Here is a 26989-nt window from a genome sequence, read left to right on the forward strand (position 1 = left end):
TAAAGAACGAAGCTGGTCAAGTAGTTGGAGAAGCGAAAACAACGAATAAAGACGGCGTTGTGAAATTCGAAAGCTTAGTGCCAGGAAAGTATACGTTAGAAGAAACGAAAGCGCCGGAAGGTTATAAAGCGCTAGAAGTAACAGTAGACGTAAATGTTGTAGCAAATGAAGTAGTAAAACAAGAAGTTATGAATGAAAAAATGAAAGAAGAAATTACAGGTCAATTAGAAATTACAAAGGTAGATGCTAATAATACAAATAAAATATTAGCAGGCGCAGTGTTTGAAATTTGGAAAGACGGAACAAAAATCGATACATTAACAGCAAATAAGAGCGGTAAAGCGACTTCTAAGAAGTTAGAACCAGGAGATTACACTTTAAAAGAAATCCAAGCGCCAGAAGGATATACTTTATCCGATAAGGAAATGAAATTTACGATTTCTAATGAAAAAATTGAAGTTGTAAAGCTTCAAATTACAAATAAAAAAGATACAGAAAAAGGGCCGGAAAAACCAGGTGAAGGAACAGAAAAACCAGGTGAAGGAACAGAAAAACCAGGTGAAGGAACAGAAAAACCAGGTGAAGGAACAGAAAAACCAGGTGAAGGAACAGAAAAACCAGGTGAAGGAACAGAAAAGCCAGGTGAGGGAGTAGAAAAACCTAATTTACCAGAAAAAGGACAAGGTTCTTCTAATAATCAACAACTTCCAGCTACAGGACACAATACGAATTACGTTCCATTCATCGGTTTTATGCTTCTGCTACTAGGAATACGTTTAAGATTCATGGCTAAAAATAGTTAAAAGATGTATAAAAGGCATCAGAGATATATAATCTCTGATGCCTTTTTAAGTGAATACAGATAAAATGAAAATATCTATATGGAATGATAAATATTTTAAGCTTCAATTACGTTAAGCATTCTGTTTATAAATGCAGCTGCGTGTGCACGTTGTGATGGTCCTTTTGGTACGAATTGATTAAATTCATTACCTTTTACAATTCCATATCCATACACTCTTTGTACTTCTTCTTTAGCGTAAATTAAGTTTTGGTCTACGAATGGTAGTTCAACTTGTTTTGCAAAAATACCAGCGTGTTTTAGAGAACGATCGATCATAATAACAGCTTCTTCGCGTGTAATTGTAGTATTTGGATCAAATGTATTATCACCACGTCCGCGGATTATACCTGCGCTTGCTGCACGATTAATACCGTCTCTTAAAGATGGGTGTACTTGTTCTAAGTCTGTGAACTTAGCATTTCCACTTGGTAATTGTAAAGCACGAGTAATTAATGTAGCAAATTCAGCACGCGTTACAAGACGTTCTGGGAAGTACTTGCCGTTCCCTTCTCCTTGCATAATGCCTCTAGCTGCTAATTGACGAATGTCTTGTTCATACCATCCACCTGTAATGTCATCAGTTACGGGATTTTTTTGGTTTTCCTTATAGTATGTTTCAGTTCCTTTTAAGAAAGCATTCCATTGTCCGCGTTGAATCATAAACGCAGGGCAGTTTTTTCCTGACCAAAATTGATGTTTTTGGACCTTATCTAGAGAAATATTTAAGTCGTTCATTAAATAAGCTGCCAATTTACGGGCATTTTCTACCGCTTTTTCATAGTTTCCATCTTGATTAACGGCAATTTCAATTCCGATAGATTCATAGTTTCCAGTTTTATTTCCAGCATGCCATCCAACTTCATTTACCGGAAGATGTTGATAAATTTCTTTATCATCTACTGTGAAATGCCAAGATGCGGCGCGATCAGCTGTTCCGCGTGCTTGGTTATCTAAGAATTTTGCATGATTTAGAGCATTAGCACCTTTCGCTGTATTAGCCGTTTCGTGAATCGTAATATATTTAGGTACCATCGGGTAGCCAGGGCGAATATCGTCATTTCCTTTTGGGACAATCATTTCTTTAAATGTAACGCCATAAATATTGTTTGTTTGTAGAGCTTCCGGAGCTCTCAATAAACTATTTTTAGCAGTACGACTGTTTTTTAGTAATGAAGCTTTTGTACCTTCAAATGTAGCAGAAGGTGCATAAATCCATTTTGCTGTTTCGTTTATTTGGACTTTAAACCAATTTCCAGCTTGTTCAGTAGGAGTAATGACTTGTGGCTCTAGTTTCCCTTCTTCTTTAAACGATTGGAACGGAAGGGCATGTATGGAAGCTTCTTCTTTTACGATTAATTTTTGGTTAGATAGTTTATGAATCTCTTGAACTTCTAAGCTATTATCATTGTTATCTATCCATCCAGCGCCAGTTGGCGTCGTTATGTAGTAAGCATTTCCTTTTTTCTTTGTCGCCGTTACGACTTGTTCTGTAATCTCGATATTCGATTTGTTTTTTAAATCATTCGCGGTATATAATGAATGTTTTTTTGAAGTGTATAGTAGGAATTGGCCAGTAACCTCGATATCTTCTTCATGAGTACTATGCTCATTAACATGCTCCTTAATACTTTTAAAAACTTGATCCTCCGTATATACTTCGGCGGATTTTTCAGCACTCTCTGCAAATGAATAAGTAGGTGCAAGAACAGTTTGTAATGCAAGAGAGAGAGTTAATACACTATAAAATTTCTTTTTCATATTTTTTTTAACACATTAGATTATAAAATCTAGTGTTAACATTCCTCCTTTATATATTGTATTTTCGCTATGTAACGATTTTTTGTACTAATAAATTTTAACAAGAGAAAATCATGATGTCTATATACATGAGCGATATTCATAAAAAGAATTATTTGAAAAAATGTAAGAGAAACAGGTAAAACCTTCTGTATTGACCTGTAAACGCCCTTCAAGTAAACTAAAGAGAGTTTGCAAATGAAAAGGTGATAATGTGTTAATTTCAATTAAAACGTTACAAGATGATCGTTTTTTACGTCCGCTACAAAATATTGGCGGCTTATTTTTTGAAGATAGTACGATTGGATTTGAACAAGAGGAAGCGAATCTGATCGTTGATATACACATTGAGGATAATGTGAAAGCATCCGCTCGATTAACGGATGTTAGCACAGGAAATGTGTATGAAGAAACATTCTCGAAAGATTTATCTGCTTTCACAGATGAAAAAGAGCGTATGAAGCAAGTGAAGCACGTTGTTTCTTATGTATATCTTTCTGTTCTTCAGCAGTTAACTGGACTTGAACAAAGCTGGGGTATTTTAACGGGAGTACGTCCGACGAAACTTCTTCATAAAATGCTTCAAAATGGTATGTCAAAAGAAGAAGCGCATCAAGAACTTCGTGAAAGTTATTTAATTCATGAAGAGAAAATTGAACTTCTTCAGCGTATTGTTGATTGCCAATTAGCAGTTGTTCCGGATTTATACCGTTTGAAAGAAGAAGTAAGTATTTATATCGGTATTCCGTTTTGCCCAACGAAATGTGCATACTGTACATTCCCGGCTTATGCGATTAATGGACGCCAAGGGTCTGTTGATTCGTTCTTAGGTGGTTTACATTATGAAGTTCGTGAAATTGGTAAGTTTTTAAAAGAAAAAGGTGTGAAAGTTACGACGATTTATTATGGCGGCGGTACACCTACAAGTATTACAGCAGAAGAGATGGATATGCTGTATGAAGAAATGTACGAAGCGTTCCCAGACGTGAAAAATGTACGTGAAGTAACAGTTGAGGCAGGTCGTCCAGATACGATCACGCCAGCAAAGCTAGAAGTGTTAAATAAATGGAACATTGACCGTATTAGTATTAATCCGCAGTCATATCATCAAGAGACACTAAAAGCAATTGGACGTCATCATACTGTAGAAGAAACAATTGAGAAATACCATTTAGCTCGTGAAATGGGAATGAACAATATTAATATGGACTTAATTATTGGTCTTCCTGGTGAAGGGTTAGATATCTTCAAGCATACGTTAGATGAAACAGAAAAGTTAATGCCAGAATCATTAACAGTTCATACGTTATCATTTAAACGTGCTTCTGAAATGACGCAAAACAAACGTAAATATAAAGTAGCAGGTCGCGAAGAAATTACAGCGATGATGCACGAAGCAGAAGAGTGGACGCAAAAGCATAATTACGTACCATATTACCTATATCGTCAAAAGAATATTTTAGGTAACTTAGAGAACGTTGGTTATGCAATGCCGACGCAAGAAAGTATTTACAACATTGTCATTATGGAAGAAGTACAATCAATTATCGGACTTGGTTGCGGTGCATCAAGTAAATTTGTTCATCCGAAGACGGGGGCAATTACGCACTTCGCGAATCCGAAAGATCCAAAATCATATAACGATGGCTTCGTAAAATATACAGAAGATAAATTGAAAATTTTAGAAGAGCTATTCGCATAAGAAGAAAGAGGTTGTTCCGAGTCGGAACAACCTCTTTTTATCCTGCAGTAACGGGGGCCGATTATATCTTGTCAGTTTTTGTCGGTAAGTCGATATATTCGAAAAATCGCCGATATAATTTCATTTACCGTCTAGTGGTATCGTATGTAAAACTATGTCGATAATAATCAGAAAAATTAGTCAAAACATTGAAGGACAATGTCTACTTATAGACGAAATGATAGATTTATGAAAGAGAAAAGGGGGAAATTGTTGGCATGTACATGACGATAGGGAGAATTTTTGATTTATCTGTTGGTAAGTATACGAATAAAGAGGCGTTAGTGGAACCTGAAAAAAATATTCGCTGGACATATAAACAGTGGGATGAACAAATAAATAAAACGGCACACGCTTTATTAGAAGACGGAGTAAGAAAGGGAGATACAGTATCTGTTTACTTATATAACTGTCATGAATTTGTAAACGTTTACTTAGCTTGTGCGAAGATTGGTGCAATTTTTAACCCGATTAACTTTCGCTTAAAGGCGAAAGAAGTATCTTATATTCTTCAGGACGCATCCTCGAAAGTCGTTGTCTTTGAAAAAGCAGTTGAGTCAACTGTTGCTATAATTGAAAGAGATTTTCCAAATACATCTTTTTGGTCTATAGAAAACGACAAACCTTCCTATGCAAGTTCCTACCATGAAAAAGTGAATGCAGCATCTTCTGAGAAAGTAAATATCGAAATTGATGAAATGGATTTTTGTTCTATGCTTTATACGAGCGGTACGACAGGTCATCCGAAAGGCGTGTTACATCGTCATCGTGAAATGGCTGAGCATAGTATGATTTGTACGTATTTCCTAAAATATAATAGAGATAGCGTTGGGCTTGTTGTTGCGCCTTTATATCACTGTGGTGAATTAAATGCCGGAATCATACCACGCATTCAAGTTGGTGGGAAGAATATTATTTTACATCATTTTGATACAGACACAGTATTACATACGATTCAAGAAGAAAAGATTACGACGTTCTTTGCAGCACCGACGATGTGGAATATGTTGTTGCAAAAAGATTTAACTCAGTATGATGTAACTTCAATGAAAATCGGTATATATGGCGGAGCGGCAATGGCACCGGCGTTAGTGAAGGAATGTAAAGAACGTCTTTATATTGACCTTGTTCAAATATACGGAATGACAGAAATGGGACCAGTTGTGGCATTTCTCGTAGAGGAGGATCAAATTACGAAAGCTGGTTCAGCAGGCACACCATGCTTTAGTCATGAAGTTCGTATTGTGAAACCGAACGAGGATGCACCGGCAGAACCAGATGATGTATTACCTCCTTATGAAGTAGGAGAAATTATTTTACGCGGCCCAACTATGATGGCTGGCTATCATAATCGCGAAGAGGCAAATAAAAAATCGATGTATAAAGGATGGTATCATTCTGGTGATTTAGGATACTTTGATAAGGATGGTTATTTATTCGTTGCAGATCGTGTTGATGATATGGTAATTAGCGGTGGCGTAAATATTTACCCTCGTGAAATTGAAGATTTCCTTCATAGTCATCCCGGTATATTAGATGTGGCGGTACTTGGTGAGCCAGATGAATTATGGGGAGAGCGTGTTGTGGCAGTTATTGTGAAGAAAGATGAAACAATAACAGAAGCTGATTTAGAAACGTATTGCAAAGAAAGTGACGAATTAGCAGATTATAAGCGTCCACGTCATTATTTATTTGTAGATGAACTTCCGCGTAATGCGAGCGGGAAGTTGCAGAAGTTTGTGCTGAGGGAGTCACTGAAAGGTGCGAAAAAATAGAAAATGAAGGATACCCCATATCTATGGGGTTTTCGTCTCTTTTTCTGTAAGAGATTAAACAGAAGAAACAATATCTTTGTTAATTCTTAAATGTCCTGTTCTTTTGTAGAGGTTGGGAATTAAGTGAATATCAGTCACTTTATATTTACTTAATTCTCATTTCTTCTTGGTGAAGGTTAATTAGCGCATTTGAAATAAGGTGGAAAAACAAAATGGATGTAATGTCCAAAAAGAAAAGACACCTTAAGGTGCCTCTCTCCGACTTGAACCATTTCATTTCATACGAATCGGAATCTATCCGTATTACCATTACCCCTTTGTTATGAGTGTAAACACACACTATAAAGCAGAATCGTCTATATACACTAGATTGTTAGTTCACAAAAGACAAGAGATTTGAGATCAATATCGAAGTGACGCCACATCCCCTATAATAATTGATATGTTACGCCTTTTAAAAGAATCTGCTTTATAGAACGTGCCCACAAGTTATATTTTACTACATGTAATATTCATTTAGTGTATTTTTTAATGAATATGTATAATTACATAAACTGTATGAAAAAAAGAGAGTATACTCTAACATTTTGTAATAAAGATAAAGCCCGCTTACGGAATAGTGGGCTTTTCTTACTTTTTATAGATATTTATTCCAATTATATTATCAGATGAATCTAAACGAATATAAACGTCAGCTGATAAAAGGTGTGCATTATATATTCGTTGTTTATATGTTGATATCTCGAAGCGTTTTCCATTTAATTCACATTCTAGAATAATCATATCGCCATGTTCTTTCCAATTTATTAATTTAGCAGTTGTATTCATATAAACCTCCTCTGAATCATTTTATGAAAATTAATAGAGTTAGTGTGAGAAAGGAGTTTATATAACAAAAAAAGACACCTTAAGTGTCTTTTTTGATTACTATAAAAGTCGTTCAATGAAATAGGTTTCTATTTTTATTTACGTGAAAACCCTTCTTCATCAAGGTATTCCGCAGCTTCTGGATAAGAGTTGAATGTACCGTCTAAGTTTACACCAGCGTACACGTTCCACATGTCATCCTCTGAAATAAGAGTAAGAATATGACCATCTTCGTTCTGCCATTCTTCTTCTTTCGCAGGTTCTACAGGTGCTACTACTTCTTCTTGTGATAGAAGGTCAATTGATTTCTCAATTACTGAACGTAACTCTTCTGCTGAAAACTCACGGATGTTAACCATACCTTTATCATCCGTTTTGTAACCTTTAATACCGCTTGCATACACAAATCCATTTCCATTTGGGTGTAAATGAAATACAACGTTCTTTTTATCTAAACGACTTTCTTCAAAGTGGAAGTTTACACGTTTTAATGATACGTTCTTTCTTTCTAGTTCTGGGAAAGATTCAATAATCGATAATTTTTCTTCAAAAGTTAGCATAGTGCCTCCAAGTATATAGTAAAAGATTTAATTTGTTCATTATAGCATAGTTGCAATTGTTTCCAAAGATAAGGGGGAAACTTTTCATTGAATACGTTTACGTCACGAGAATGTAAAAAGTGAGCTAACGAATGTATCTTTTTAGGTGTACAATGGAACATGGACTTTATACAAAGGTGGTTTTTTTATGTTTCAAAAAATAGCAAAGGAATGTTTAGCAGGATTTACTGTTGCGATTGTTGCGTTACCACTTGCGATTGCATTTGGTATTGCTGCGACAGGAACGTCTGAGGGAGCGCTTGTTGGATTGTATGGTGCGATTTTTGCAGGTTTATTCGCAGCGTTATTTGGCGGGACACCTGGGCAAGTAACGGGGCCAACTGGACCAATTACCGTTATCGCAACAGGAGTTATTGCGACGCACGGGTTAGAGGCAAGTTTTATTGCCTTTATGATGGCAGGGTTATTTCAAATTTTATTCGGTGTATGTAAGCTCGGTTCTTACGTTCGATATATTCCGTATCCTGTCGTTTCAGGATTTATGAATGGTATTGCATTAATCATTATTTTAGGCGAAATAAAGCACGTACAAAATAGTTTTCTACTTGTTGTGTTAACGATTATTGTAATGATTGTTTCTGGTAAATGGATTAAGGCGATTCCGTCTAGTTTAGTAGCACTAGTCGGTGTGACAGCTTTGCTACCTTTATTTTCTTCCCTACTCGAAGGACTTACAGTAAATTTACCGATTATCGGAAATCTTTCATTAAACAAAGTAATTGAAAAGATTGGAACCATTCCAGAAGCGATGCCTACGCTTCATATTCCATCTTTAAGTGGAACAGGAATAGCAGCACTTATTTTACCAGCGCTTAGTATTGCTTTATTAGGATCGATTGACTCGTTGTTAACATCGGTCGTAATGGATAATGTGACAGGTACACGTCATAAAAGTAATAAAGAGCTCGTTGGACAAGGTATCGGTAATATGATGAGCGGATTGTTTGGCGGATTAGCAGGTGCAGGTGCGACTGTAAGGTCTATCGTGAATATAAGAAGTGGCGGTAAAACGGCACTTTCGGCATGTATGCATAGTGTTATCTTATTCATTTTTATTATGGGTCTTGGTTCGGTCGTACAATATATTCCACTTGCTGTATTATCAGGTATTTTAATTTTAACTGGTATTGGAATGTTCGATTGGGGAAGCATGAAAAAGATGCATGTCGCTCCTAAAGGTGATGTCGTTGTTATGCTCGTAACGATGATTGTAACGGTGAAGTTCGATTTAATGATTGCTGTTGCATTCGGTATTATTCTTTCGTTCATCATATATATAGTGAAATGTAAAGAACGCAAAGCTTCTATCGTAAAAGAAAAAGAAGAAACGTACACAATTCAAGGACCGCTCTCTTTCCTATCAGTAGATCGTATTTTCTCTACTTTACAAGATGTGAAGTCACCGGTTGTTTTACGTATGAAAGATGTGCGTTATATGGATGTATCAGGAGCTATGGCATTATTAAATTTTGTTGAGCAATCAAATAAAGTAGGAGCAAGTGTAAAGCTTGAGCAAGTACATCCGAGTATTGAAAAAACAATCATAGTAATGGCAAGCGATGAACAGAAAGAACAATTGAAAATCTTAAGTGTTTAGATGGTAATTAGAATATCTCACAATTTTACATACATTATAATGTAGAGTTGTGGGATATTCTTATAATGTTTTTAGTAATATGTACTGCAGTGATAGAGAAGAGCTCTTTTTGAGTAAAGAAAACAGTTATAATGTGTACATATAATGGAAGGAATTAGAAGTTAGAGTGTGAAGAGATAGGCGTGAATTGGTTCTCTTTTCTATTTTGTAAAAAAAACCAAGTATTCAACCTATAATAAATTTGTTATGATAACCAATGGGATAAAGTGAATCCCTATCGTTTAAAACAATATGTTTGAGAGTATATGTATAAAAGAAAAGAGAAAAAATATGAATAAAACATTTGTAAAAGGAGCAGCGATTTTAACAATTACAACTTTTTTGTCAAAATTGCTTGGTAGTTTTTTTCAAATTCCATTACAAAATATTGCAGGAGATGAAGTGCTCGGTATTTTCCGTCTTGTTTTTCCTGTATATATGATTGCTCTTACATTATCGGTAGCCGGAGTTCCACTTGCAATTTCGAAACTAATTGCAGAGTTGAACGAAAAAAATAAGCAAAAGGAAATTGCGAAATTATTTACATCAGCGTCAATTATAGGAATAGCATTTGGCGTTTTCGGCTGTTTAGTCATTGTATTATTTTCTATTGAAATTGCAAATATGCTTGGTGGACAAGAAACTAGAATGCCGTTGCTTATTACTTCATTAGCATTACTCATTGCTCCATACATGGCAGTTTATAGAGGGTATTTTCAAGGTTTCGGTGATATGAAACCAACAGGGGTATCACAGGTCATTGAGCAATTTGTACGTGTGTTTTTTATGTTAATAATTGCTTACATACTAGTATCATGGGATAAGAGTAATACTGTTATTACTAGTGGTGCGATGGTTGGCTCTTTTCTTGGAGTCATTAGTTCGCTTATATATTTGCGTATAAAATATAATAGAAGTCCATACTACAATAAAAGCAATTCCTATTCACTCCGAGATTTAAGAGAAAACGGCAAAAAGATATTGAGGGTATCGATCCCAATCGCTATCGGAGCTTTATCAATGCCACTTTTAAATTTAGTAGACTCGCTTACAATACCGCATGTATTACAAGGATCATCAACAGAAATTCAAGAACAATTTGGAATATACAGTCGCGGTTTTGCATTCACGCAAATAATTGTTATTTTTGCAAGTGCAATTGTATTTCCGTTAATACCACTCTTAACTTCCGCATTGGCCAAAAGAGATATAAATTTGGCGAAAATAACAATTCAAAATACAAATCGACTAGCGCATGTTTTGACAGCGCCGTTAACAATATGGTTGATGGCATTAACAGTACCGTTAAATGCCGGATTGTTCACAGACGTAAAAGGCAGTAGTATGTTAACAGTTATGATTGGCAGTTCGTATTTTACTGCGGTTATGGTATTATCAATAGGTGTTTTACAGGGCATTAACCGTTCTGCACAAGCTGCATGGATAGTTATTGGTGCGAGTTGTGTGAAAGTCGTGTTAAACATAATGTTCGTGCAGAAGTTTGGCATAGATGGAGCGGCGTATAGTACATTCATTACTTACGTATTGATTTGTATTGTAAATCATTTGTATATTCGAAGCTATATTGCCTATTCTATTCATTTAAAAAGTTTTTTTGGTGTGCTAGCAATAGCATCTATTTTAGGACTAGGATTGTATGAACTATTTAATGTGATAGATGTTACATCTTCAAGAATTATGACGTTATTATTCAGTGGTATAGCATTAAGCATTACAACCATTTTGTATGGTGTATGTGCTTTGAAATTAAAATGGATATCAATAAAAAAAATACCATTTTTGAAAAGATAAATATAAAAATTTAATTTTTTATTAAAATTCATATGAGCTGATAAAGAGGAAACTATGTAGGGTATTAAGTGTTTAGGTAAGGAATGGGTACCAGTTTATGTTAGATGAAATAAACGGTTACCTAGTTTTGGAGGAGATTTAGGGTGCGTTTAGTCTTATCAGGATATTATGGTTTTTATAATGTTGGAGACGAGGCGATTCTACAATCAATTATTGAATCGTTAAGTAAAGAGAACCCGGATATAGAACTAGTAGTACTATCAAATGATTCTAAATATACAAAGGAAATGTATGGTGTAGAATCGGTAGATCGCTGGGATATAAAAGCTGTTTATCATGCGATCAAAAACAGTGATGGAGTTATTAGTGGTGGCGGGAGCCTTCTTCAAGATCAGACAAGTACGAAGAGTATTCTATATTATACGGGTATTATGGGACTCGCTCGATTATTAAAAAAGCCGTATTATATTTATTCACAAGGAATAGGTCCAATTACAAAAGGATATAATCGTCTATTAGTAAAATGGAACTTGTCAAAAGCTTCCTATGTATCAGTTCGAGATGAGGATTCGTTTTTATATTTAAAAGGACTTGGCATAAAAAACGATATTGAAATTGTTCCAGACCCTGTTTTAACATGGAAACGGACAAAACAATCGGATTGGTTGCAAAAACATTCGATACATGGAAAAGTAATCGCGGTTAGTGTGCGTTATTGGAATGCAAAAGAAGATTATATAAAAAAATTAGCTGCGGCATTAAAAAAATTAAAGCAAGAAGGATACCAAATTCTATTTGTTCCAATGCATGAGCCATTTGATCAAAAAGCTTCGCGTGAAGTAGTAGACTTAATGGGAGAAGAGACGTATATGCTTCCATATAAAATGGATATCGACGAGAAAATATTCATTTTATCACAATGTTCATTACTAATTGGCATGCGTCTTCATGCACTAGTTTTTTCTGCTGTAGCCAAAACTCCAATGGTCGGGATTTCATACGATCCGAAAATTGATTCGTTTTTAAGTCAAGTGAATCAGCCAGTTATAGGAAGTGTGGATGGCGAATGGAGTGCTGAATATTTATATGAAATTGCGAAAAAGCAATTAATGCAACAAGGAACTGTGCAGCAAGAGTTACAATTGACAATAGATGAGCTTCGGTTGCAAGGCAAACAGGCAACAAAGAAACTCATTGATCATATGGAAAAAGGCACTTTATTAAGAAAGTAAAGTGTCTTTTATTTTGTTTTGAATGTAATAAAAATTCTAATTAAAAAACGTTTTATTTTAAATCCTATTTATTATGCTAAAATGATTGTGAGTATTATATAATCAAATTTGTGATAATAAATTCGTAGATTACGAGGAGGATAACCTTGAAGACTTTTTCAAAAGGTATAACAGCAGTGGCATTAACGGGATCATTACTTTTAACTCCTATTTCAAGTTATGCGGCAAATGATGATATTACAGGACATATGTTTGAGACGCATATGCGCTCACTTATTACTAAAGGAGTTTTAATGGGGTATGGAGACAATGTATATGCGCCTGATAAATTAGTAACAAGAGCAGAGTTTGCTACATTCATAGCAAGGGCTTTAAATTTACCGAAAGCTGATTCGAATTTTGAGGATGTGCCGAAGACTTACGGTTTATATGATGGTGTAAGTAGAGCATATGGAGCGAAAATTATTAATGGTCGTACGAACGAGACATTCTCACCAAATGATGTGATTACACGTGAAGAAATGTCGATAATGGTAAAGCGAGCGTTAGACTATAAAAATATTAAAGTAGCTGTAAGTCCGCTTACCTTTACTGATAAAGATAGTATTAACTATAAAGAGCATGTGCAAGTTATGGTGGCTACTCAAATTATTAAAGGGTATCCAGAAGATAATACATTTAGACCACATTTATCAGCTACAAGAGGGATGGCTTCAGCTATGTTGGATCGTATGCTTCAGACGATTGAAAAAAACGGAAATAGCAATCCTGTAGAAACTAAGAAATATGTTGTGACAAATGTAAGAGAAAACGGAACAGAGCAAGAAGTAGAGCGCTATAATACGTATAAAGAAGCGGTTACGGCTGCTCAAAATAAAGGTATGAATGCGGTAAAATACGAGAACGAATTTTTATGGATTAAAGATGGTTTTGCAAGTGCGAAAAGAATAACTGGGCAAAACATCATTAATATTTATGATGAGAATTTGTCAACAGTATATACGTATATTCAGTATGGAACAGAATTGAAAGTGTTAGAAGTTGGCGAAGATCGTGTGAAAGTTCAACTTTCTGGTTTGACAGGTTATGTGAAGAAGAATGAAATCACTTTAATTCCTACAAATGAAATGAAACAGTCGTCTTATTATGTGAAATCAGATGGATATTTATACCATAAATATTATACATATAATACAAGTTCACCTGGATATACAGAATTTAGATATGGTGTGGCACCTTCTTTCATGAAGCAAGGACAGCAAATGTATAGTGTAGATGGAAAGACATTTGGAGACGAAACTTTCTATCAATATTTCAATTATTTATCATTACGTTCGAAAACAGATTATACAGCTGAACAACTAGATAGTTATGTGAAATCGATTAAGCCAGACTCTCCATTAATTGGTTTAGGAAAGAAATTTAAAGAAGTAGAAAGCAAGTATAATGTAAATGCATTATTCTTATATTCATTAGCAATTCATGAAAGTTATTATGGAACAAGCGCTCTTGCAAAAGACAAAAATAATTTATTTGGTTTAAAAGCAACAGACGATAGTCCATATGGTAACGGGGAAGCATTTAATTCAAAAGAAGATTGTATTGAACATGCAGCAAAATTATACATGAATGAAGGATATTTAAATCCAGGACATTGGCGTTATACAGCAACATATACAGGTGATAAAGCTGCTGGTTTAAATGCAAAATATGCATCTGATGCGAACTGGGGTAAAAAAGTAGCGGGGCACATGAACCGTTTTGATTCTTATTTGGGTAAAAAAGAATACAACAAGTATAAACTTGCACGTGTGATGAATAACGTGGAAGTGAAAAAGAATCCTAGTATATCAAATGAGCGACTGTATCGTTTAAATACAAATGCAGTTGTCACAGTTACTGGTGAAGAAATAATAAATGGAAAAGCGTGGGTTAAAGTTATTTCAGATAACCCTACTGTAACAGAAGCGTATATCGCAAAAGAAAGCTTAGAGTACGTAAAACATTAATTAAATAAAAAAGAAGGTGCTACTAATATTTCGTAGCACCTTCTTTTTTATTCAATTTCAAAATCAACAATGATATAAGCGAGAATAACAATGAAGAAAATACTAACGGCTGGCGCTGTTAATACGTGGCCAGACATAAAGCCAATGCCAAGTGATAGAATGAGTGTGCTCGCTAATAGCATATACTTTACGGTCATGATTTTCTTAAAGTTTGTGATCATGCGGATGAATAATTTAATACCAAAGTATAGAAGTGGTATTAAGTAAATAAGGAAACCGACAATTCCAAAGGCGAAAAATAGGTCATGGAAGTCCATTTCAATTAATTTAATTTTATCTGTGTAGTTACCAGCGTAACCCATTCCGAATAGTTTTTGTGAAAGCGGTGCGTCTTTATAGTACTGTTTGTATGTTTTTAAGAATTTGTCGCGATCACTGTAAATCAAACTTTTCATTTCAGAATCTGTAAGTTCACCTTTTGCATGTTTTTTTGCATCTTCTGGATCTTCTTTAATTACTTTTCCTTCTTTTCGATCTTTTTCTTCTTGTACTGATTTTTTGTATTCGTATATTTGCATGTGAATGCCCATATTTTTTGCGATAGGAGTATGCGGTGTAAGAGCAATTAAACCTCCTAGTATAACTGCGGCAACAACGGTATTTACAATATGTGTGAATCCTTTTCCTTCTTTTTTACGATTTATCATATATTCAATGAATGAGAAGAAAAGTGCTACGCCTAATGTAATAACAATTGCGCCATATCCGACTTTCGTTCCGACCATAATACTTGCATACATCGCAAGTATTGTTGGAATCCAGTAATATATTTTCGAGAAAGAAGTTGTTTTATGAATCGAATATAAGACAATGATTGGGAACATAATGGCGAAAAGAGAACTTAAATCATTTCCAGCGAAGAACCAACCTCTTGAACCGATTTTTGAATGAGGATAGCTTGGGAAATCCGTTCCAGTTTGCATTGCGACAATCATTGTGATGCTTAAAATTAAAGTTGCATATAAGAAATATGTAATGATTTTATGAAATACATACTCTTTATTTTTTAGCTCTTTAAAGGCGATAATATATCCAAACAGTAGCACAATTGGATATATGCTCTTTAAAATGAATTTAACTTCTTCTCCAAATGAAAATGGAGATTTAACCATCATATTATTTACAAGACCGATTGCGAGTGCGATTCCGAGTAAACATAAATAGAGGATGTACTTTTTCGCATCTTGTTGTTTGTGATGAAGAAGTAGGTATCCTAATGCAAGAAGCATAAAGGCGAAACGGACTACAACTCCAACTGTTGCGCTCATGTGTAGTATATAGATTGAAAAAGATGTTAATAAATCTAAAATTGGTTGAAACACAATGAATAGCAATAGGAAATGTGGGAAGTAGTTATCCGTTTGTTTCAACTTATTAACCATATGTTCCTCCAGTTCTTCATTCCTTTATTACAACACCCAAAAGATGGGTATAAAGCCTTTTTTACATAGTAAGGCGAATGAATTTCAATATTTGTTTTTTTATCAAACTTAAGAATACACCATTTCATTGTAATGGTAAATAGATGAAAAGCATGGATAAACCGACTTTAATTTCTATATTTTTCAACGGAATTGTATGTTTTATACGGTATATGTACAAATTGCGAGATTATTAGACAGAAAATTGAGAAAAAAGAAGGATTTTTCAATGGTTCTCTATAATTATATAAGTATAATCTTTATGGAGAAAAGAGGGGTATATATAATGGAAATAACAAGTAAAACAGAATCTGTCGTTGTGAAATATGAAGGCCACGTTGCAACGGTTATGGTCAATCGCCCAGAGGTGTTAAATGCGTTAGATGAGCCGACATTAAAAGAGTTATTACAAAAGTTGAAAGAAGTAGCGGAAAGTTCTGCGCATATCGTTGTGTTATGCGGGAACGGCCGTGGTTTTTCTGCGGGTGGGGATATTAAATCGATGCTTTCAAGTAATGATGAAAGTAAGTTTGATGGCATTATGAATACTATTTCTGAAGTTGTCGTGACGTTATATACGATGCCAAAGCTTGTTATTAGTGCAATTCATGGACCAACTGCAGGTCTTGGGTTAAGTATTGCGTTAACAGCTGATTATGTAATGGCGGATATATCATCTGTTATTGCGATGAACTTTATTGGAATCGCTTTAATTCCAGATGGAGGCGGTCATTTCTTCCTTCAAAAGCGCGTCGGTGAAAATATGACGAAGCAAATTATTTGGGAAGGCAAGAAATTATCGGCGAGCGAAGCGCTTGATATCGGCTTAATTGATGAAGTAATCGGCGAAGATTTCCAAACGGCTGTGAAGCAAAAAATTAATGAATGGTCACAAAAACCGATTAAAGCAATGATTCAAACGAAGCAAATTTTATGTGAAGTAAATCGCTCTAATTTAGAGCAAACATTGCAATTAGAAAAGCGTGGTCAATATGCAATGAGACAAACAGCGGATCATAAGGAAGGAATTGCTGCGTTTTTAGAGAAACGTTTACCAGCATTTAAAGGGGAATAAAGTTTGTCCATTCCTCACTGATTATTAGCTCGTTAATTCGGGATAAAGGGGAGAAAGTGCTAACACATTTTAGTATAATTGTGTTAGCACTTTTTTTAAGGAGTAATACATGAAGAAAATGATCGGTGTTATCACTATTATTTTGCTTACATATTCTGCTTTGCATAGTACACCATCTTTGGCAGTTCGGACTGCGTTGTTTTTTGAGGGACATCCAAGTGTTGCATTTTCTGACGGGGTGACGAAAGAAAAAGATGTGAAAAAAGAAGCGATTCCAGATGAGTATCAAACTCTATATGGTAAGGACGAAGACTTAGAGCACTATTTCTTTCCACATGTAAGAGCACATGGATCAGGAATTGATATGTTAAGTGCGTGCGTGAAGAAAAAATGGTTTTTCTATAAAGCAGAGCTCGGATGTTATTAAATATAGGAGGATGAATGATGTCAGCATATAACAAGTTAGTAAGAGATCGTGTTCCAGAGAAGATTTTAATGTCTGGAAAAACGTATACAGCACAAAAATTAACAGGTCAAGCATACATACAAGCTTTAGCGAAAATTGGAACAGAAGAAATTCGTGAATTTGCTTCTATGAAAGAACGCGAACATGCGCTAGATTCTCTTGCGGATGCGCTAGAAGTTATCATTTCATTAGCACGTGCAGAAGGTGCATCGATTGAAGATGTGGAACGCCTTCGTAAGAAAAAAGAAGTAGAGCGCGGTGGATTTGAAAGAGGTATTTATTTATTAGACGTTTCAGAAGAATAGTTTTATAGGAAAAGCATAGCGTTAATGAGTAACGCTATGCTTTTTTGTTGCAATGAAGCTAATAATGAAGAAGATAGCTGTTAATATCCAGCCGATTGTAATAGAAGTAGTAGTATGAATGGCATAAGAGATTTGTAAACAAAATAATGATGCTAAAAACCAAATGAGTGCAATGTGTATATATTTTTTTGATATATTCATATTTCAGGACTCCTTTTGTATACTAAAAAGAATTTTACTACAATTTAGAAAATTAAGCTATATAAGTAGAGGTTTTCTGGCGAATTTTGTATACTGAATAGTAGAGAAAATGAGGAGGAAACGACAATGGCACATCATACGAAAGAAACGATGGAACTGATTAAGGAGCTTGTCTCTATTCCGAGTCCATCTGGAAATACAGCAAAAATTATTAATTTCATTGAAAACTATGTCAGTGAGTGGAACGTAGAAACGAAGCGTAACAATAAAGGCGCTCTTATTTTAACGGTAAAAGGGAAGAATGATGCGCAGCACCGCTTATTAACGGCACACGTTGATACGTTAGGTGCGATGGTGAAAGAAATTAAGCCTGATGGTCGCCTGAGTCTTTCTATGATTGGTGGATTTCGCTGGAACTCTGTAGAAGGGGAATATTGCGAAATTGAAACATCAAGTGGCAAGACGTATACAGGAACGATTTTAATGCATCAAACATCTGTACATGTATATAAAGATGCAGGTGAAGCAAAACGCGATGAGAAAAATATTGAAGTTCGTATTGATGAGCGCGTATTTTCAGCTGATGAAGTACGCGAATTAGGAATTGAAGTAGGAGACTTCGTTTCATTTGATCCGCGCGTTCAAATTACAGAGAGTGGATACATAAAATCACGTCATTTAGATGACAAAGTAAGTGTTGCGATTTTATTAAAATTAATTAAAAGATTACAAGATGAAAACGTAACATTACCATATACGACGCATTTCTTAATTTCTAATAATGAAGAGATTGGATACGGTGGTAATTCTAACATTCCAGAAGAAACTGTTGAATACTTAGCAGTTGATATGGGAGCGTTAGGTGATGGACAAACATCTGATGAATATACAGTATCTATTTGTGCAAAAGACTCTAGCGGCCCGTATCATTACGCACTGCGTAAACATTTAGTAGAGCTTGCGAAAACGAATCATATTGAATATAAAGTAGATATCTATCCATACTACGGATCTGATGCATCAGCTGCGATTCGCGCGGGATTTGATGTGAAACATGCTTTAATTGGAGCGGGTATTGATTCTTCTCACGCATTTGAACGTACACATGAAAGTTCTATTGCGCATACAGAAGCATTAGTGTATGCATATGTAATGTCTAATTTAATTGAAGAATAATTTCATAGATAATAGAGAGCTGATAAAAAATAATATTTTTAATCAGCTTTTTATTTGGCGAAGCGATTAGGAGACATGTCCTAATCGTTTTTTTTATCCTGCTATTTGTGGGTTGATTAAAGTTTTATTTTATATACATTCATTATAAGTTATATATATGCGATTTTTGTTATAAGGCCGGAAACGTATTTACTATAGATATATAATGTTATACACTATGAAAGGAATTAATTAATAGTTAATATTTTTTAGTTAGCTTGAATAAAAAAATTGTATGAATATGAAGTTTTGAGAGGAGATTTATTTTTCATGAAGTACAAAGCAATAGCCGCAGGTTTATTAGCAGCAAATTTACTAGCACATCCAATTAGTAGTTTAGCAGAAACGAAGAAATTTCCTGATGTTTCAGATAGTGCGTGGTCGAAAGACGCAATTTATTATTTAGTAGAGAGAAATGTAATTAACGGTATGCCAGATGGTAACTTTATGCCATACGGAAATTTAACACGTGCCCAGGCAGCAAAGATTATCGCAACAGCAATTGGTGCTAAAGTAGATCCGAATGCAAAGCCGTCTTATAATGATGCAAAAAATAATTGGGCAGCTTCATTTATTGCAGCCATGGAAAAAGAGAATATTATTAAAGGGCGAGAACCAGGAGTATTTGATCCTGAAGGAAAAGTAACCCGTGCTGAAATGGCAGCTATGCTTGTAAGAGCATATAATCTGAAAAGCAAAGTAACAGGACCAGTTCCTACAAAATTCGCTGATTTAGAGAATCATTGGGGTAAAGAAGAAGTTAATATTTTAGTAGAATTAAAACTTTCTTTAGGTACAGAGAATGGCTGGAAACCGAATGATTCTATTACGCGTGAACAAGCAGCTCAGCTTACTGCGCAAACAGATAAATTTAGCAAGAATAGTGATCGTCCAGTAGAAACAAAGAAAATGTACATAGATAGAAAATTCATTACATATCACGCACCATCATTAAGTTCTGGGATTAGTGCGAATCAGCATAACCCACAAACGGTTGAAATTAAAGAAGAACGAGATGGATGGATCAAAATTGCAACAAGTAACGGTGATAAATGGACACCTTTAGTAGAGAAAACAGAAGTTATTAATGAAGGATTCACTACTTATGCAGAAGCTTCTTCTTCATCAAAAGTAATGGGAACACATAACGCACAGCAAGTAACTGTTATTGAAGAGAACGGCAGCTGGATTCGTATCCGCATGGGCGCTGGTTTCCAATGGGTTAATAAAAATCAATTAAATCCAGTGAAGCAAGGGAATTTCTTAGAAGGAAAAGCGATTATTATTGATCCAGGTCATGGTGGAGCAGATTCAGGTAATCCAGGTTATTATGAGAAAGAAAGTGAAACTGTATTAGATGTATCATTACGATTACAGAAAATATTTGAGAAAAAGACACCATTTACTGTGTTATTCACTCGTACAGATGATACACGTCCAGGAACAAGTGCTTCTGATTCTTTAAAGAAACGTGTAGAATTTGCTCAAAAAAATAATGGGGATATTTTTGTAAGTATTCATGGTAATGGCACGGAAGAGAAAAATGGACAAGGTACAGAAACATTCTACTATGAATCAGCGACAGCAAGAGGAACAAATCCTAACGTATCAGAAAGTCGTTTACTAGCAGAAAAAATTCAAGAGCGTCTTGTAGATGCACTGGGAACAAAAGATCGTGGTGTGAAAAAAGGCGATTTATACGTAATTAGAGAAAATACAATGCCAGCTGTATTAGCAGAATTAGCATTTGTAGATAATAAAAGTGATGCAGATAAAATAGCTACACCAGCGCAAAGACAAAATGCAGCGGAAGCTATTTATCAAGGTATTTTAGATTACTATGAAGAAATGGGTAACAACGTGTCTTCTTTCCGTTAATAAATAATAAGAGATTGCCATTGGCAGTCTCTTTTATTTATTAACGTTTCTCTTTATTTCCGGCATATGATATCATTTAATTTTATATACAAAAAAGTATTTGAGTAATTGTAATCATAACAATTTTAAACGATAGAGGATGATAATAGATTGAATAATCATAGTAAAACACCTGCCTGTATATATACGTATGCATTTCGTGAGGAGGAGCGTGCTTTATGTTACTTGGAAATGCGCTCGTTCTTTGGAATGGAGTCGCACGTTAATATTTTAAAAAGTGATGTAAAAATTGACCCGAGTAGAAGTGCGTTTATGAAAGAGCGCGTTGAGGTTATGTATGAAGGGGACGACTTAAAAAGCATTTTAAAACAAGTGGAACAAATTGATTTAGCGGGGGCGTCGTTTAAAGTTATCTTCGTTAAAATCAATGACCTCGTTGGAGAAAATAAAATTGAATATGGAGAAAGACGTCTTATTGAACGAGACCTTGGCATGCATATTGAAGGAGAAGCGGATGTTCGTAATCCAGAGCGTGTATTCGGGATTGTTCCTCTTGGAGGACGCTGGTACTTCGGGCACTATGTAGAAAGCGAACCAGTTTGGTATCATCACATAAAAAAACCGCATAGTTATTCGACATCACTTAGCACACGTGTTGCGAGATCGGTTGCAAATATCGCTGTACCAAATCCAGAGGGAGTACGAGCAATTGACCCGTGCTGCGGTATTGGAACAGTAGTAGTAGAAGCACTTTCTATGGGGATTAACATCGTTGGTAGAGATATAAATCCACTTGTAGTTCTTGGAACAAGAAAAAATATCGCACATTTCGGATTTGAAGGAACAGTCACAAAAGGACCAATCGAGGAAATTACTGAGAACTACGACGTTGCCATTATCGATATGCCGTACGACCTATTTACGCATGCCACACCAGAAGACCAGCTCTCCATTCTTTCAAGTGCACGCCGCATCGCTAAAAAGGTAGTCGTTGTAACGATGGAGACAATGGACGACATGATCCATGAAGCAGGATTTGAAATTACAGATCGCTGTATTACAAGAAAAGGATCATTTACTAGACAAATTCTTGTTTGTGAATAGAAAGAGAAAGGTCACCCGTTTGGGTGACCTTTTTAGTGTAGTTTGATGTGTGATTGATTGGCAGTTTGCAGGTGGCGATAAGTTGATATTGTGATAGGAGTCTATTACTGTTCTTTTAATTTTTCTTGTTGTGCGATGAGTAAATTGCGTAATATGTGTCCGCGGTAACTTTCTAGTTTTCGACCTTCATGATAGCGCACGCCTAATTTTTTAAGTTCAGCTACGTACCAGCCCTTTGTTCCGTAATACATGGGATCACTTCCTTTTTGCTTTTGAACAGTATATGTTGGGGGGCGAAGTAACTTTACATTGAAAATAATAAGACTGGTTGTATCAAGGGGGCCCCCATAACATAGCCTCTGGACAGTGTATAAAAAAATAGACAGTAGTGTATGTTTTTCTAAAAAATGCATACAAATTTATACCCTATGCGTTGGCATGATATTTGCAATGAAAAGAGTATCAACGTATAGGGGAGAGATCGAAATGAAGGTTAGTAAAATATATACAACGATTGATGCACACGTAGCTGGGGAGCCGCTTCGAATTATTACGGGCGGAGTGCCAGAAATAAAAGGAGAAACGCAGCTGGAAAGACGCGCCTACTGTATGGAACATTTGGATTACCTTCGTGAATTTCTTATGTATGAACCGAGAGGGCATCACGGAATGTACGGTTGTATCATTACACCGCCAGCAAGTGCCCACGCTGATTTTGGTGTTTTATTTATGCACAATGAAGGATGGAGTACGATGTGTGGTCACGGTATTATCGCTGTTATTACAGTTGGAATTGAAACAGGCATGTTTGAAGTGAAGGGGGAAAAACAAAAGTTCATTATTGATAGCCCGGCTGGGGAAGTCATTGCGTATGCAAAATATAACGGGAGTGAAGTAGAATCTGTATCATTTGAAAATGTCCCTTCCTTTGTATACAAAAAGGACGTTCCTATTAAAATAGATAACTATGAATTTCAAGTAGATATCGCGTTTGGAGGAGCATTTTACGCTGTTGTAGACTGTAAAGAATTTGGTTTGAAAGTTGATTTCAAAGATTTATCTGCTATTCAAATGTGGGGCGGTAAAATTAAACATTATATAGAGAGCAAAATGGAAGTGAAACATCCACTTGAAGAAGGATTGAAAGGAATATACGGCGTTATCTTTTCAGATGAACCGAAAGACAAAGGTGCTACGCTACGAAATGTAACGATTTTTGCTGATGGGCAAGTAGACCGTTCTCCTTGCGGTACAGGAACTTCCGCGAGAATCGCAACTCTTTTTGAAAAAGCTACCTTGCAAAAAGGAGAAGTATTCATCCATGAATGCATTACTGATGGGAAATTCCAGGGAGAAGTATTATCCGTAACCGCAGTAGATACATATGAAGCTGTCGTTCCAAAAGTAACGGGGAATGCCTTTATTACAGGATTTCATCAGTTCGTTGTAGATCCGAGAGATGATTTGAATCGAGGATTTTTGTTAGGATAAGGGGAGGGGGTGGAAAGATATGCTAGTTATAAGCGCGAACGAACAAAGAAACTTAGTAAATATGAATGAAGTTATTGAATACGCGGCGCTTGCTTTAAATGAATTTTCCGCAGAAAGAACGATTACACCAATAAGAGGTTCGTTACCATTTGGGAACGAGAAAAATACGGCATTAATTATGCCTTCAGTAGCGGAAGGGCTTGAGGCACTTGGAGTAAAAATAGTAACGGTAGTCCCGCAAAATAAACAGGTAGGAAAGAAAACGATCAACGGGATTGTGATGCTATCAGACTTTCAAACGGGAGAACCGCTCGCACTTCTAGAAGGATCGTACTTAACGATGATCCGAACGGGCGCCTTATCAGGAGTAGCGACAAAATATTTAGCTCGTCATAACGCAAAAACTTTATGCATTATTGGCACGGGCGAACAAGCGAAAGGAATTGCCGAAGCAATATTTGCGGTTAGAGATATCGAAAAAGTCATTTTATACAATCGAACAGAAGAAAAAGCGTATGCATTTGCGCAACATATACAAGAGAAATTTGGAAAACCAGCTTACGTTTACAGGGATCCAAATGAAGCAGACATCATCGTCACAACTACGAACGCAACCACACCAGTCTTCTCAGAAACACTACAAAAAGGCGTCCACGTAAACGCCGTCGGCTCATTCAGACCGAGCATGCAAGAACTACCCTCACATGCCATAGCTAAAGCAAACAAAGTAGTAGTCGAATCAAAAGAAGCAGCACTAGACGAAACAGGAGACCTTCAAGTTCCGATAAAAGAAGGTCTATTCAAAGCAAACGCCATTCACGCTGAACTTGGTCAAATTATAAGCGGAGAAAAAGCTGGCCGCGAAAATGATGAAGAGATTACTATTTTCAAATCAGTTGGTTTAGCGGTAGTAGATATTATCGTTGCGAAGTATTTGTATGAGAAAGCGGTGGAGCAAGGAGTAGGGAATAAGATTCAGTTTTGAGACTGCCTTTTGGTGGTCTTTTTTGTTGGGATGGGTGTGCTAGTATTTATAATTGAAGCCTTTTAATATTATGTTGAAATATATGAATTCTGCGCGGACATCAAATCATTCATTCAATTGGTATATGAAAAAGTTGCACCTCTAATTATTAGAGATGCAACTTTTTACCATTCACGCCATTCTTCTGTTATATCTTCCTCGGATTCTAAGCCAGCTATTCGTGCTGCTGTATCGATAAATTCATAGAGATCTTCTCTTTCCATTGTTTCGATAAAATGGTCATGTTCGATATTTAATTCATTTAATTTAATAACTACCTCTTTAACAACTTGCATTACTTCGACTTCGGTTGGATTCTCTCCTAATCGCTGTAAATTGTTAATGTAAGTGTCAAGAACTGTATTTGTTGCACTTATATTTTCTTCAGTAAAAAATTCCCCATCTTCATCATACTCAACCCATGAGGTTGTTGGTTTGTTTTTTTTCAATTCATCAAATGTCATGATAACCTCCTAAATGTGTTTTTTGTCTTTAATTTCATTCTACATTTTCGATCATATAAAGCAATCATTTTAGAGGGATTTTCTGTAAGTTGATAGTTTTTTAACTCATTTTATGAGGCTACTTATTCGTGGTCTTTTTATTTTCTCCTCCGCATAAATATAGTTTATCGCAAGAATGCATTAATAGATTACAAACTTTCTACCTTTGCGAAAAAGTTTGACAATACATACCGGTAGTGGTAATTTAAAACCTATAAGAAAACTCGGTATTAATTCCGAGTTTTCTTATAGGTGTAAATAGTCGAGAGGGGTCGAAATATGAAGAAGAAGTTGTTTGTATTACCATTTGTCCTACTATTATTTATTGCATTAGCTGCTTGTTCAGGGGAAAAAGATTCGAAGCAAGCGAGCACTAGTAAATCAGGGACTCCGAAAGACGGAGGGGCGTTAACGATTGGTGTTAGCGATAATCCAGATACGATGAATCCGCTTTATGCGAATGATCGTGTGTCATTAACTGTGCAGCAAGCTTTATATGCGCCGCTATATCATATGGAAGACGGTAAGAAAAAGTTTGTTCTTGCTGAGAGCTTTACGCCTTCAGAAGATCAATTAACTTGGACACTGAAGTTAAAAGATAATTTGAAATGGCATGATGGTAAGAAAATTACATCAGACGATATAGCATTTACATTCCAATCTATTTTAGATGAGAAGCAAAATAGCTCAAGTCGTGAAAACTTTATTTTTAAAGGAAAGCCGCTTGAGGTGAAAAAGGTAGATGAGTTAACAACTCAATTCGTTTTACCACAAGTAAGCGCATCTTTCGAAGGTGTGATGAATGATTTCTTCCCAATTCCGAAACATGTATTTGAAGGGGAAGCAGATTTAGCGAAGAGTAAGAAAAACTTACAACCTGTAGGGTCAGGTCCGTTTAAGTTTAAAGAATATAAATCAGATGAGTACGTTGAATTAGATCGATTCGATGATTATGTAGGTGGGAAAGCTAAATTAGACTCTATCGTATACCGAGTTGTAAAAGACCGTAATACAGCAAATGTTTCACTGCAAAATGGTCAAATCAACATGAAGATGATTGAGCCGCAAGACTTTAAGAAATTAGATAGCACTGGGAACTTCTCAATGGTGACATTCCCTGAAGGTAGACTATTCTACTTATCTTATAACATGAATACTGATCTTATGAAGAAAAAAGAAGTGCGCCAAGCAATTGCGCATGCGTTAGATAAGAAAGAAATGATTAACTCAGCATTCGTTTCAGGTGAATTTGCAGAACCAGCAAATTCAATCTTAACGCCAGACGCTATGTATTATGCGAAAGATATTAAAGACTATAAGTATGATAAAAAAGAAGCGAAAGATTTATTAGCAAAAGCTGGCGTGAAAGATAAGGAAAAAGTACGTGTGATGTATGTAACGAATAATAAAATTATGGAAAGCTTAGCGTTATATACACAACAAAAATTAAAAGAAGTTGGCTTAGAAGTTGAACTAAATGCATTAGATGCTAGTGCGGCAAGTGAAAAAGGCTTAGATAAAGAGAATAAAGAATATGATATTACATTTGGTGGTTACATAATGGGACCTGAGCCAGATTCATATAAGAGCTTATTCTTAAGTAATGCTGAATACAATTATGCACGATATAAAAACGCTGATTTCGATAAGTTATGGGAAGAAGCTGCAGTTGAAACAGATAAAACAAAACGCGCAGAGCTATACCATAAAATTCAAGAGACAGCTAGAGAAGACGTACCTTATCTACCAATCGCGTATCCGAAAGCAGTTATTGCAGTAGATAAAAAGTTTGATGGATTAAAAGAAGCGAAAGCAATTCCTGTCACAATGTTTGAAGATCTATCTAAGATTTATGAAGTGAAATAAGAAACAATAAAGAAGCTGGTGGAAATCAGCTTCTTTAGCTTGAGGGG

The 26989-nt window shown here is 35.6% G+C and carries 23 protein-coding genes; 16 read left to right on the forward strand and 7 right to left on the reverse strand.

Annotation, left to right across the window (positions count from 1 at the left end; all coding sequences use genetic code 11):
• The coding region (locus tag ACO6VI_RS25305) for a SpaA isopeptide-forming pilin-related protein (protein WP_422424381.1) at positions 1-803 on the forward strand (803 nt) is incomplete at its 5' end.
• 95 nt (positions 804-898) lie between these two features.
• On the opposite strand, the gene ACO6VI_RS25310 is transcribed toward ACO6VI_RS25305, so the two are convergent.
• Entirely contained in the window at positions 899-2602 is a 1704-nt protein-coding gene (locus ACO6VI_RS25310; protein WP_063546573.1) for an S-layer homology domain-containing protein, read from the reverse strand.
• A gap of 253 nt (positions 2603-2855) precedes the next feature.
• Between ACO6VI_RS25310 and ACO6VI_RS25315 the strand changes: the two genes are divergently transcribed.
• Complete coding sequence (locus tag ACO6VI_RS25315; RefSeq protein ID WP_000908776.1) at positions 2856-4343, forward strand: coproporphyrinogen III oxidase; 1488 nt, start codon at positions 2856-2858, stop codon at positions 4341-4343.
• A gap of 257 nt (positions 4344-4600) precedes the next feature.
• Positions 4601-6157, forward strand: coding sequence for a fatty acid--CoA ligase (locus ACO6VI_RS25320; RefSeq protein ID WP_422424382.1), 1557 nt, complete (start codon positions 4601-4603; stop codon positions 6155-6157).
• Between the two features lie 630 nt (positions 6158-6787).
• Here ACO6VI_RS25320 and ACO6VI_RS25325 read toward each other — a convergent pair.
• A complete protein-coding gene (locus ACO6VI_RS25325) occupies positions 6788-6985 on the reverse strand; it encodes a hypothetical protein (protein WP_001098258.1) in 198 nt (65 codons plus the stop codon).
• Positions 6986-7119: 134 nt separating this feature from the next.
• Complete coding sequence (locus ACO6VI_RS25330) at positions 7120-7584, reverse strand: hypothetical protein (protein ID WP_000954998.1); 465 nt, start codon at positions 7582-7584, stop codon at positions 7120-7122.
• Positions 7585-7771: 187 nt separating this feature from the next.
• Between ACO6VI_RS25330 and ACO6VI_RS25335 the strand changes: the two genes are divergently transcribed.
• The 4 genes from ACO6VI_RS25335 (at position 7772) to ACO6VI_RS25350 (ending at position 14333) form a co-directional block, all read left to right on the forward strand.
• Positions 7772-9241, forward strand: coding sequence for a SulP family inorganic anion transporter (locus ACO6VI_RS25335; protein ID WP_000486667.1), 1470 nt, complete (start codon positions 7772-7774; stop codon positions 9239-9241).
• Positions 9242-9571: 330 nt separating this feature from the next.
• Positions 9572-11092 carry a putative polysaccharide biosynthesis protein gene (locus tag ACO6VI_RS25340; protein WP_098834265.1) on the forward strand — a complete coding sequence of 507 codons (1521 nt, stop codon included), beginning with the start codon at positions 9572-9574 and terminating at the stop codon, positions 11090-11092.
• A gap of 143 nt (positions 11093-11235) precedes the next feature.
• Positions 11236-12324 carry a polysaccharide pyruvyl transferase CsaB gene (csaB, locus tag ACO6VI_RS25345; protein ID WP_001241597.1) on the forward strand — a complete coding sequence of 363 codons (1089 nt, stop codon included), beginning with the start codon at positions 11236-11238 and terminating at the stop codon, positions 12322-12324.
• Positions 12325-12470: 146 nt separating this feature from the next.
• Positions 12471-14333 carry an S-layer homology domain-containing protein gene (locus tag ACO6VI_RS25350; protein WP_000847495.1) on the forward strand — a complete coding sequence of 621 codons (1863 nt, stop codon included), beginning with the start codon at positions 12471-12473 and terminating at the stop codon, positions 14331-14333.
• Positions 14334-14380: 47 nt separating this feature from the next.
• Here ACO6VI_RS25350 and ACO6VI_RS25355 read toward each other — a convergent pair whose 3' ends face one another.
• On the reverse strand, positions 14381-15775 hold the full coding sequence (locus ACO6VI_RS25355; RefSeq protein WP_000247522.1) for an O-antigen ligase family protein: 1395 nt from the start codon (positions 15773-15775) through the stop codon (positions 14381-14383).
• A gap of 301 nt (positions 15776-16076) precedes the next feature.
• On the opposite strand from ACO6VI_RS25355, the gene ACO6VI_RS25360 reads away from it, so the two are divergent.
• The 3 genes from ACO6VI_RS25360 to ACO6VI_RS25370 all read left to right on the forward strand — a co-directional run bounded on the left by ACO6VI_RS25360 (position 16077) and on the right by ACO6VI_RS25370 (position 17660).
• On the forward strand, positions 16077-16889 hold the full coding sequence (locus ACO6VI_RS25360; protein WP_003269647.1) for an enoyl-CoA hydratase: 813 nt from the start codon (positions 16077-16079) through the stop codon (positions 16887-16889).
• Positions 16890-16998: 109 nt separating this feature from the next.
• On the forward strand, positions 16999-17316 hold the full coding sequence (locus tag ACO6VI_RS25365; protein WP_000738198.1) for a hypothetical protein: 318 nt from the start codon (positions 16999-17001) through the stop codon (positions 17314-17316).
• 17 nt (positions 17317-17333) lie between these two features.
• Positions 17334-17660, forward strand: coding sequence for a nucleoside triphosphate pyrophosphohydrolase (locus ACO6VI_RS25370; protein ID WP_001277348.1), 327 nt, complete (start codon positions 17334-17336; stop codon positions 17658-17660).
• 21 nt (positions 17661-17681) lie between these two features.
• Here the strand turns inward: ACO6VI_RS25370 and ACO6VI_RS25375 are convergent, their stop codons facing one another.
• Positions 17682-17861 (reverse strand): hypothetical protein, encoded by a 180-nt coding sequence (locus tag ACO6VI_RS25375; RefSeq protein ID WP_001027083.1) that lies wholly within the window; start codon positions 17859-17861, stop codon positions 17682-17684.
• A gap of 126 nt (positions 17862-17987) precedes the next feature.
• On the opposite strand from ACO6VI_RS25375, the gene ACO6VI_RS25380 reads away from it, so the two are divergent.
• From ACO6VI_RS25380 to ACO6VI_RS25390, 3 genes are all read left to right on the forward strand, one after another.
• The gene (locus ACO6VI_RS25380; protein WP_000930086.1) at positions 17988-19037 is read left to right on the forward strand and encodes a M42 family metallopeptidase; all 1050 of its coding nucleotides are present in this window, start codon (positions 17988-17990) and stop codon (positions 19035-19037) included.
• 309 nt (positions 19038-19346) lie between these two features.
• Positions 19347-20954, forward strand: coding sequence for an N-acetylmuramoyl-L-alanine amidase (locus ACO6VI_RS25385; RefSeq protein WP_000875328.1), 1608 nt, complete (start codon positions 19347-19349; stop codon positions 20952-20954).
• Positions 20955-21104: 150 nt separating this feature from the next.
• The gene (locus ACO6VI_RS25390; protein ID WP_001059324.1) at positions 21105-22058 is read left to right on the forward strand and encodes a TRM11 family SAM-dependent methyltransferase; all 954 of its coding nucleotides are present in this window, start codon (positions 21105-21107) and stop codon (positions 22056-22058) included.
• A 104-nt stretch (positions 22059-22162) separates the two neighbouring features.
• Here the strand turns inward: ACO6VI_RS25390 and ACO6VI_RS25395 are convergent, their stop codons facing one another.
• Complete coding sequence (locus ACO6VI_RS25395) at positions 22163-22438, reverse strand: YflJ family protein (RefSeq protein ID WP_115609907.1); 276 nt, start codon at positions 22436-22438, stop codon at positions 22163-22165.
• 106 nt (positions 22439-22544) lie between these two features.
• Here ACO6VI_RS25395 and ACO6VI_RS25400 point away from each other — a divergent pair, with 106 nt between their 5' ends.
• Complete coding sequence (locus tag ACO6VI_RS25400) at positions 22545-23549, forward strand: proline racemase family protein (protein WP_000868674.1); 1005 nt, start codon at positions 22545-22547, stop codon at positions 23547-23549.
• Positions 23550-23568: 19 nt separating this feature from the next.
• Entirely contained in the window at positions 23569-24534 is a 966-nt protein-coding gene (locus ACO6VI_RS25405) for an ornithine cyclodeaminase family protein (RefSeq protein WP_098818791.1), read from the forward strand.
• 164 nt (positions 24535-24698) lie between these two features.
• Here the strand turns inward: ACO6VI_RS25405 and ACO6VI_RS25410 are convergent, their stop codons facing one another.
• Positions 24699-25037: a hypothetical protein gene (locus ACO6VI_RS25410; RefSeq protein ID WP_000141782.1), complete on the reverse strand. Its 339-nt coding sequence runs from the start codon at positions 25035-25037 to the stop codon at positions 24699-24701.
• A 318-nt stretch (positions 25038-25355) separates the two neighbouring features.
• On the opposite strand from ACO6VI_RS25410, the gene ACO6VI_RS25415 reads away from it, so the two are divergent.
• Positions 25356-26942 (forward strand): ABC transporter substrate-binding protein, encoded by a 1587-nt coding sequence (locus ACO6VI_RS25415; RefSeq protein ID WP_098834262.1) that lies wholly within the window; start codon positions 25356-25358, stop codon positions 26940-26942.
• The last annotated feature ends 47 nt before the right edge of the window (positions 26943-26989 follow it).

This window comes from Bacillus sp. PSXD-155 (assembly GCF_049310765.1).
GTDB lineage: Bacteria > Bacillota > Bacilli > Bacillales > Bacillaceae_G > Bacillus_A > Bacillus_A cereus.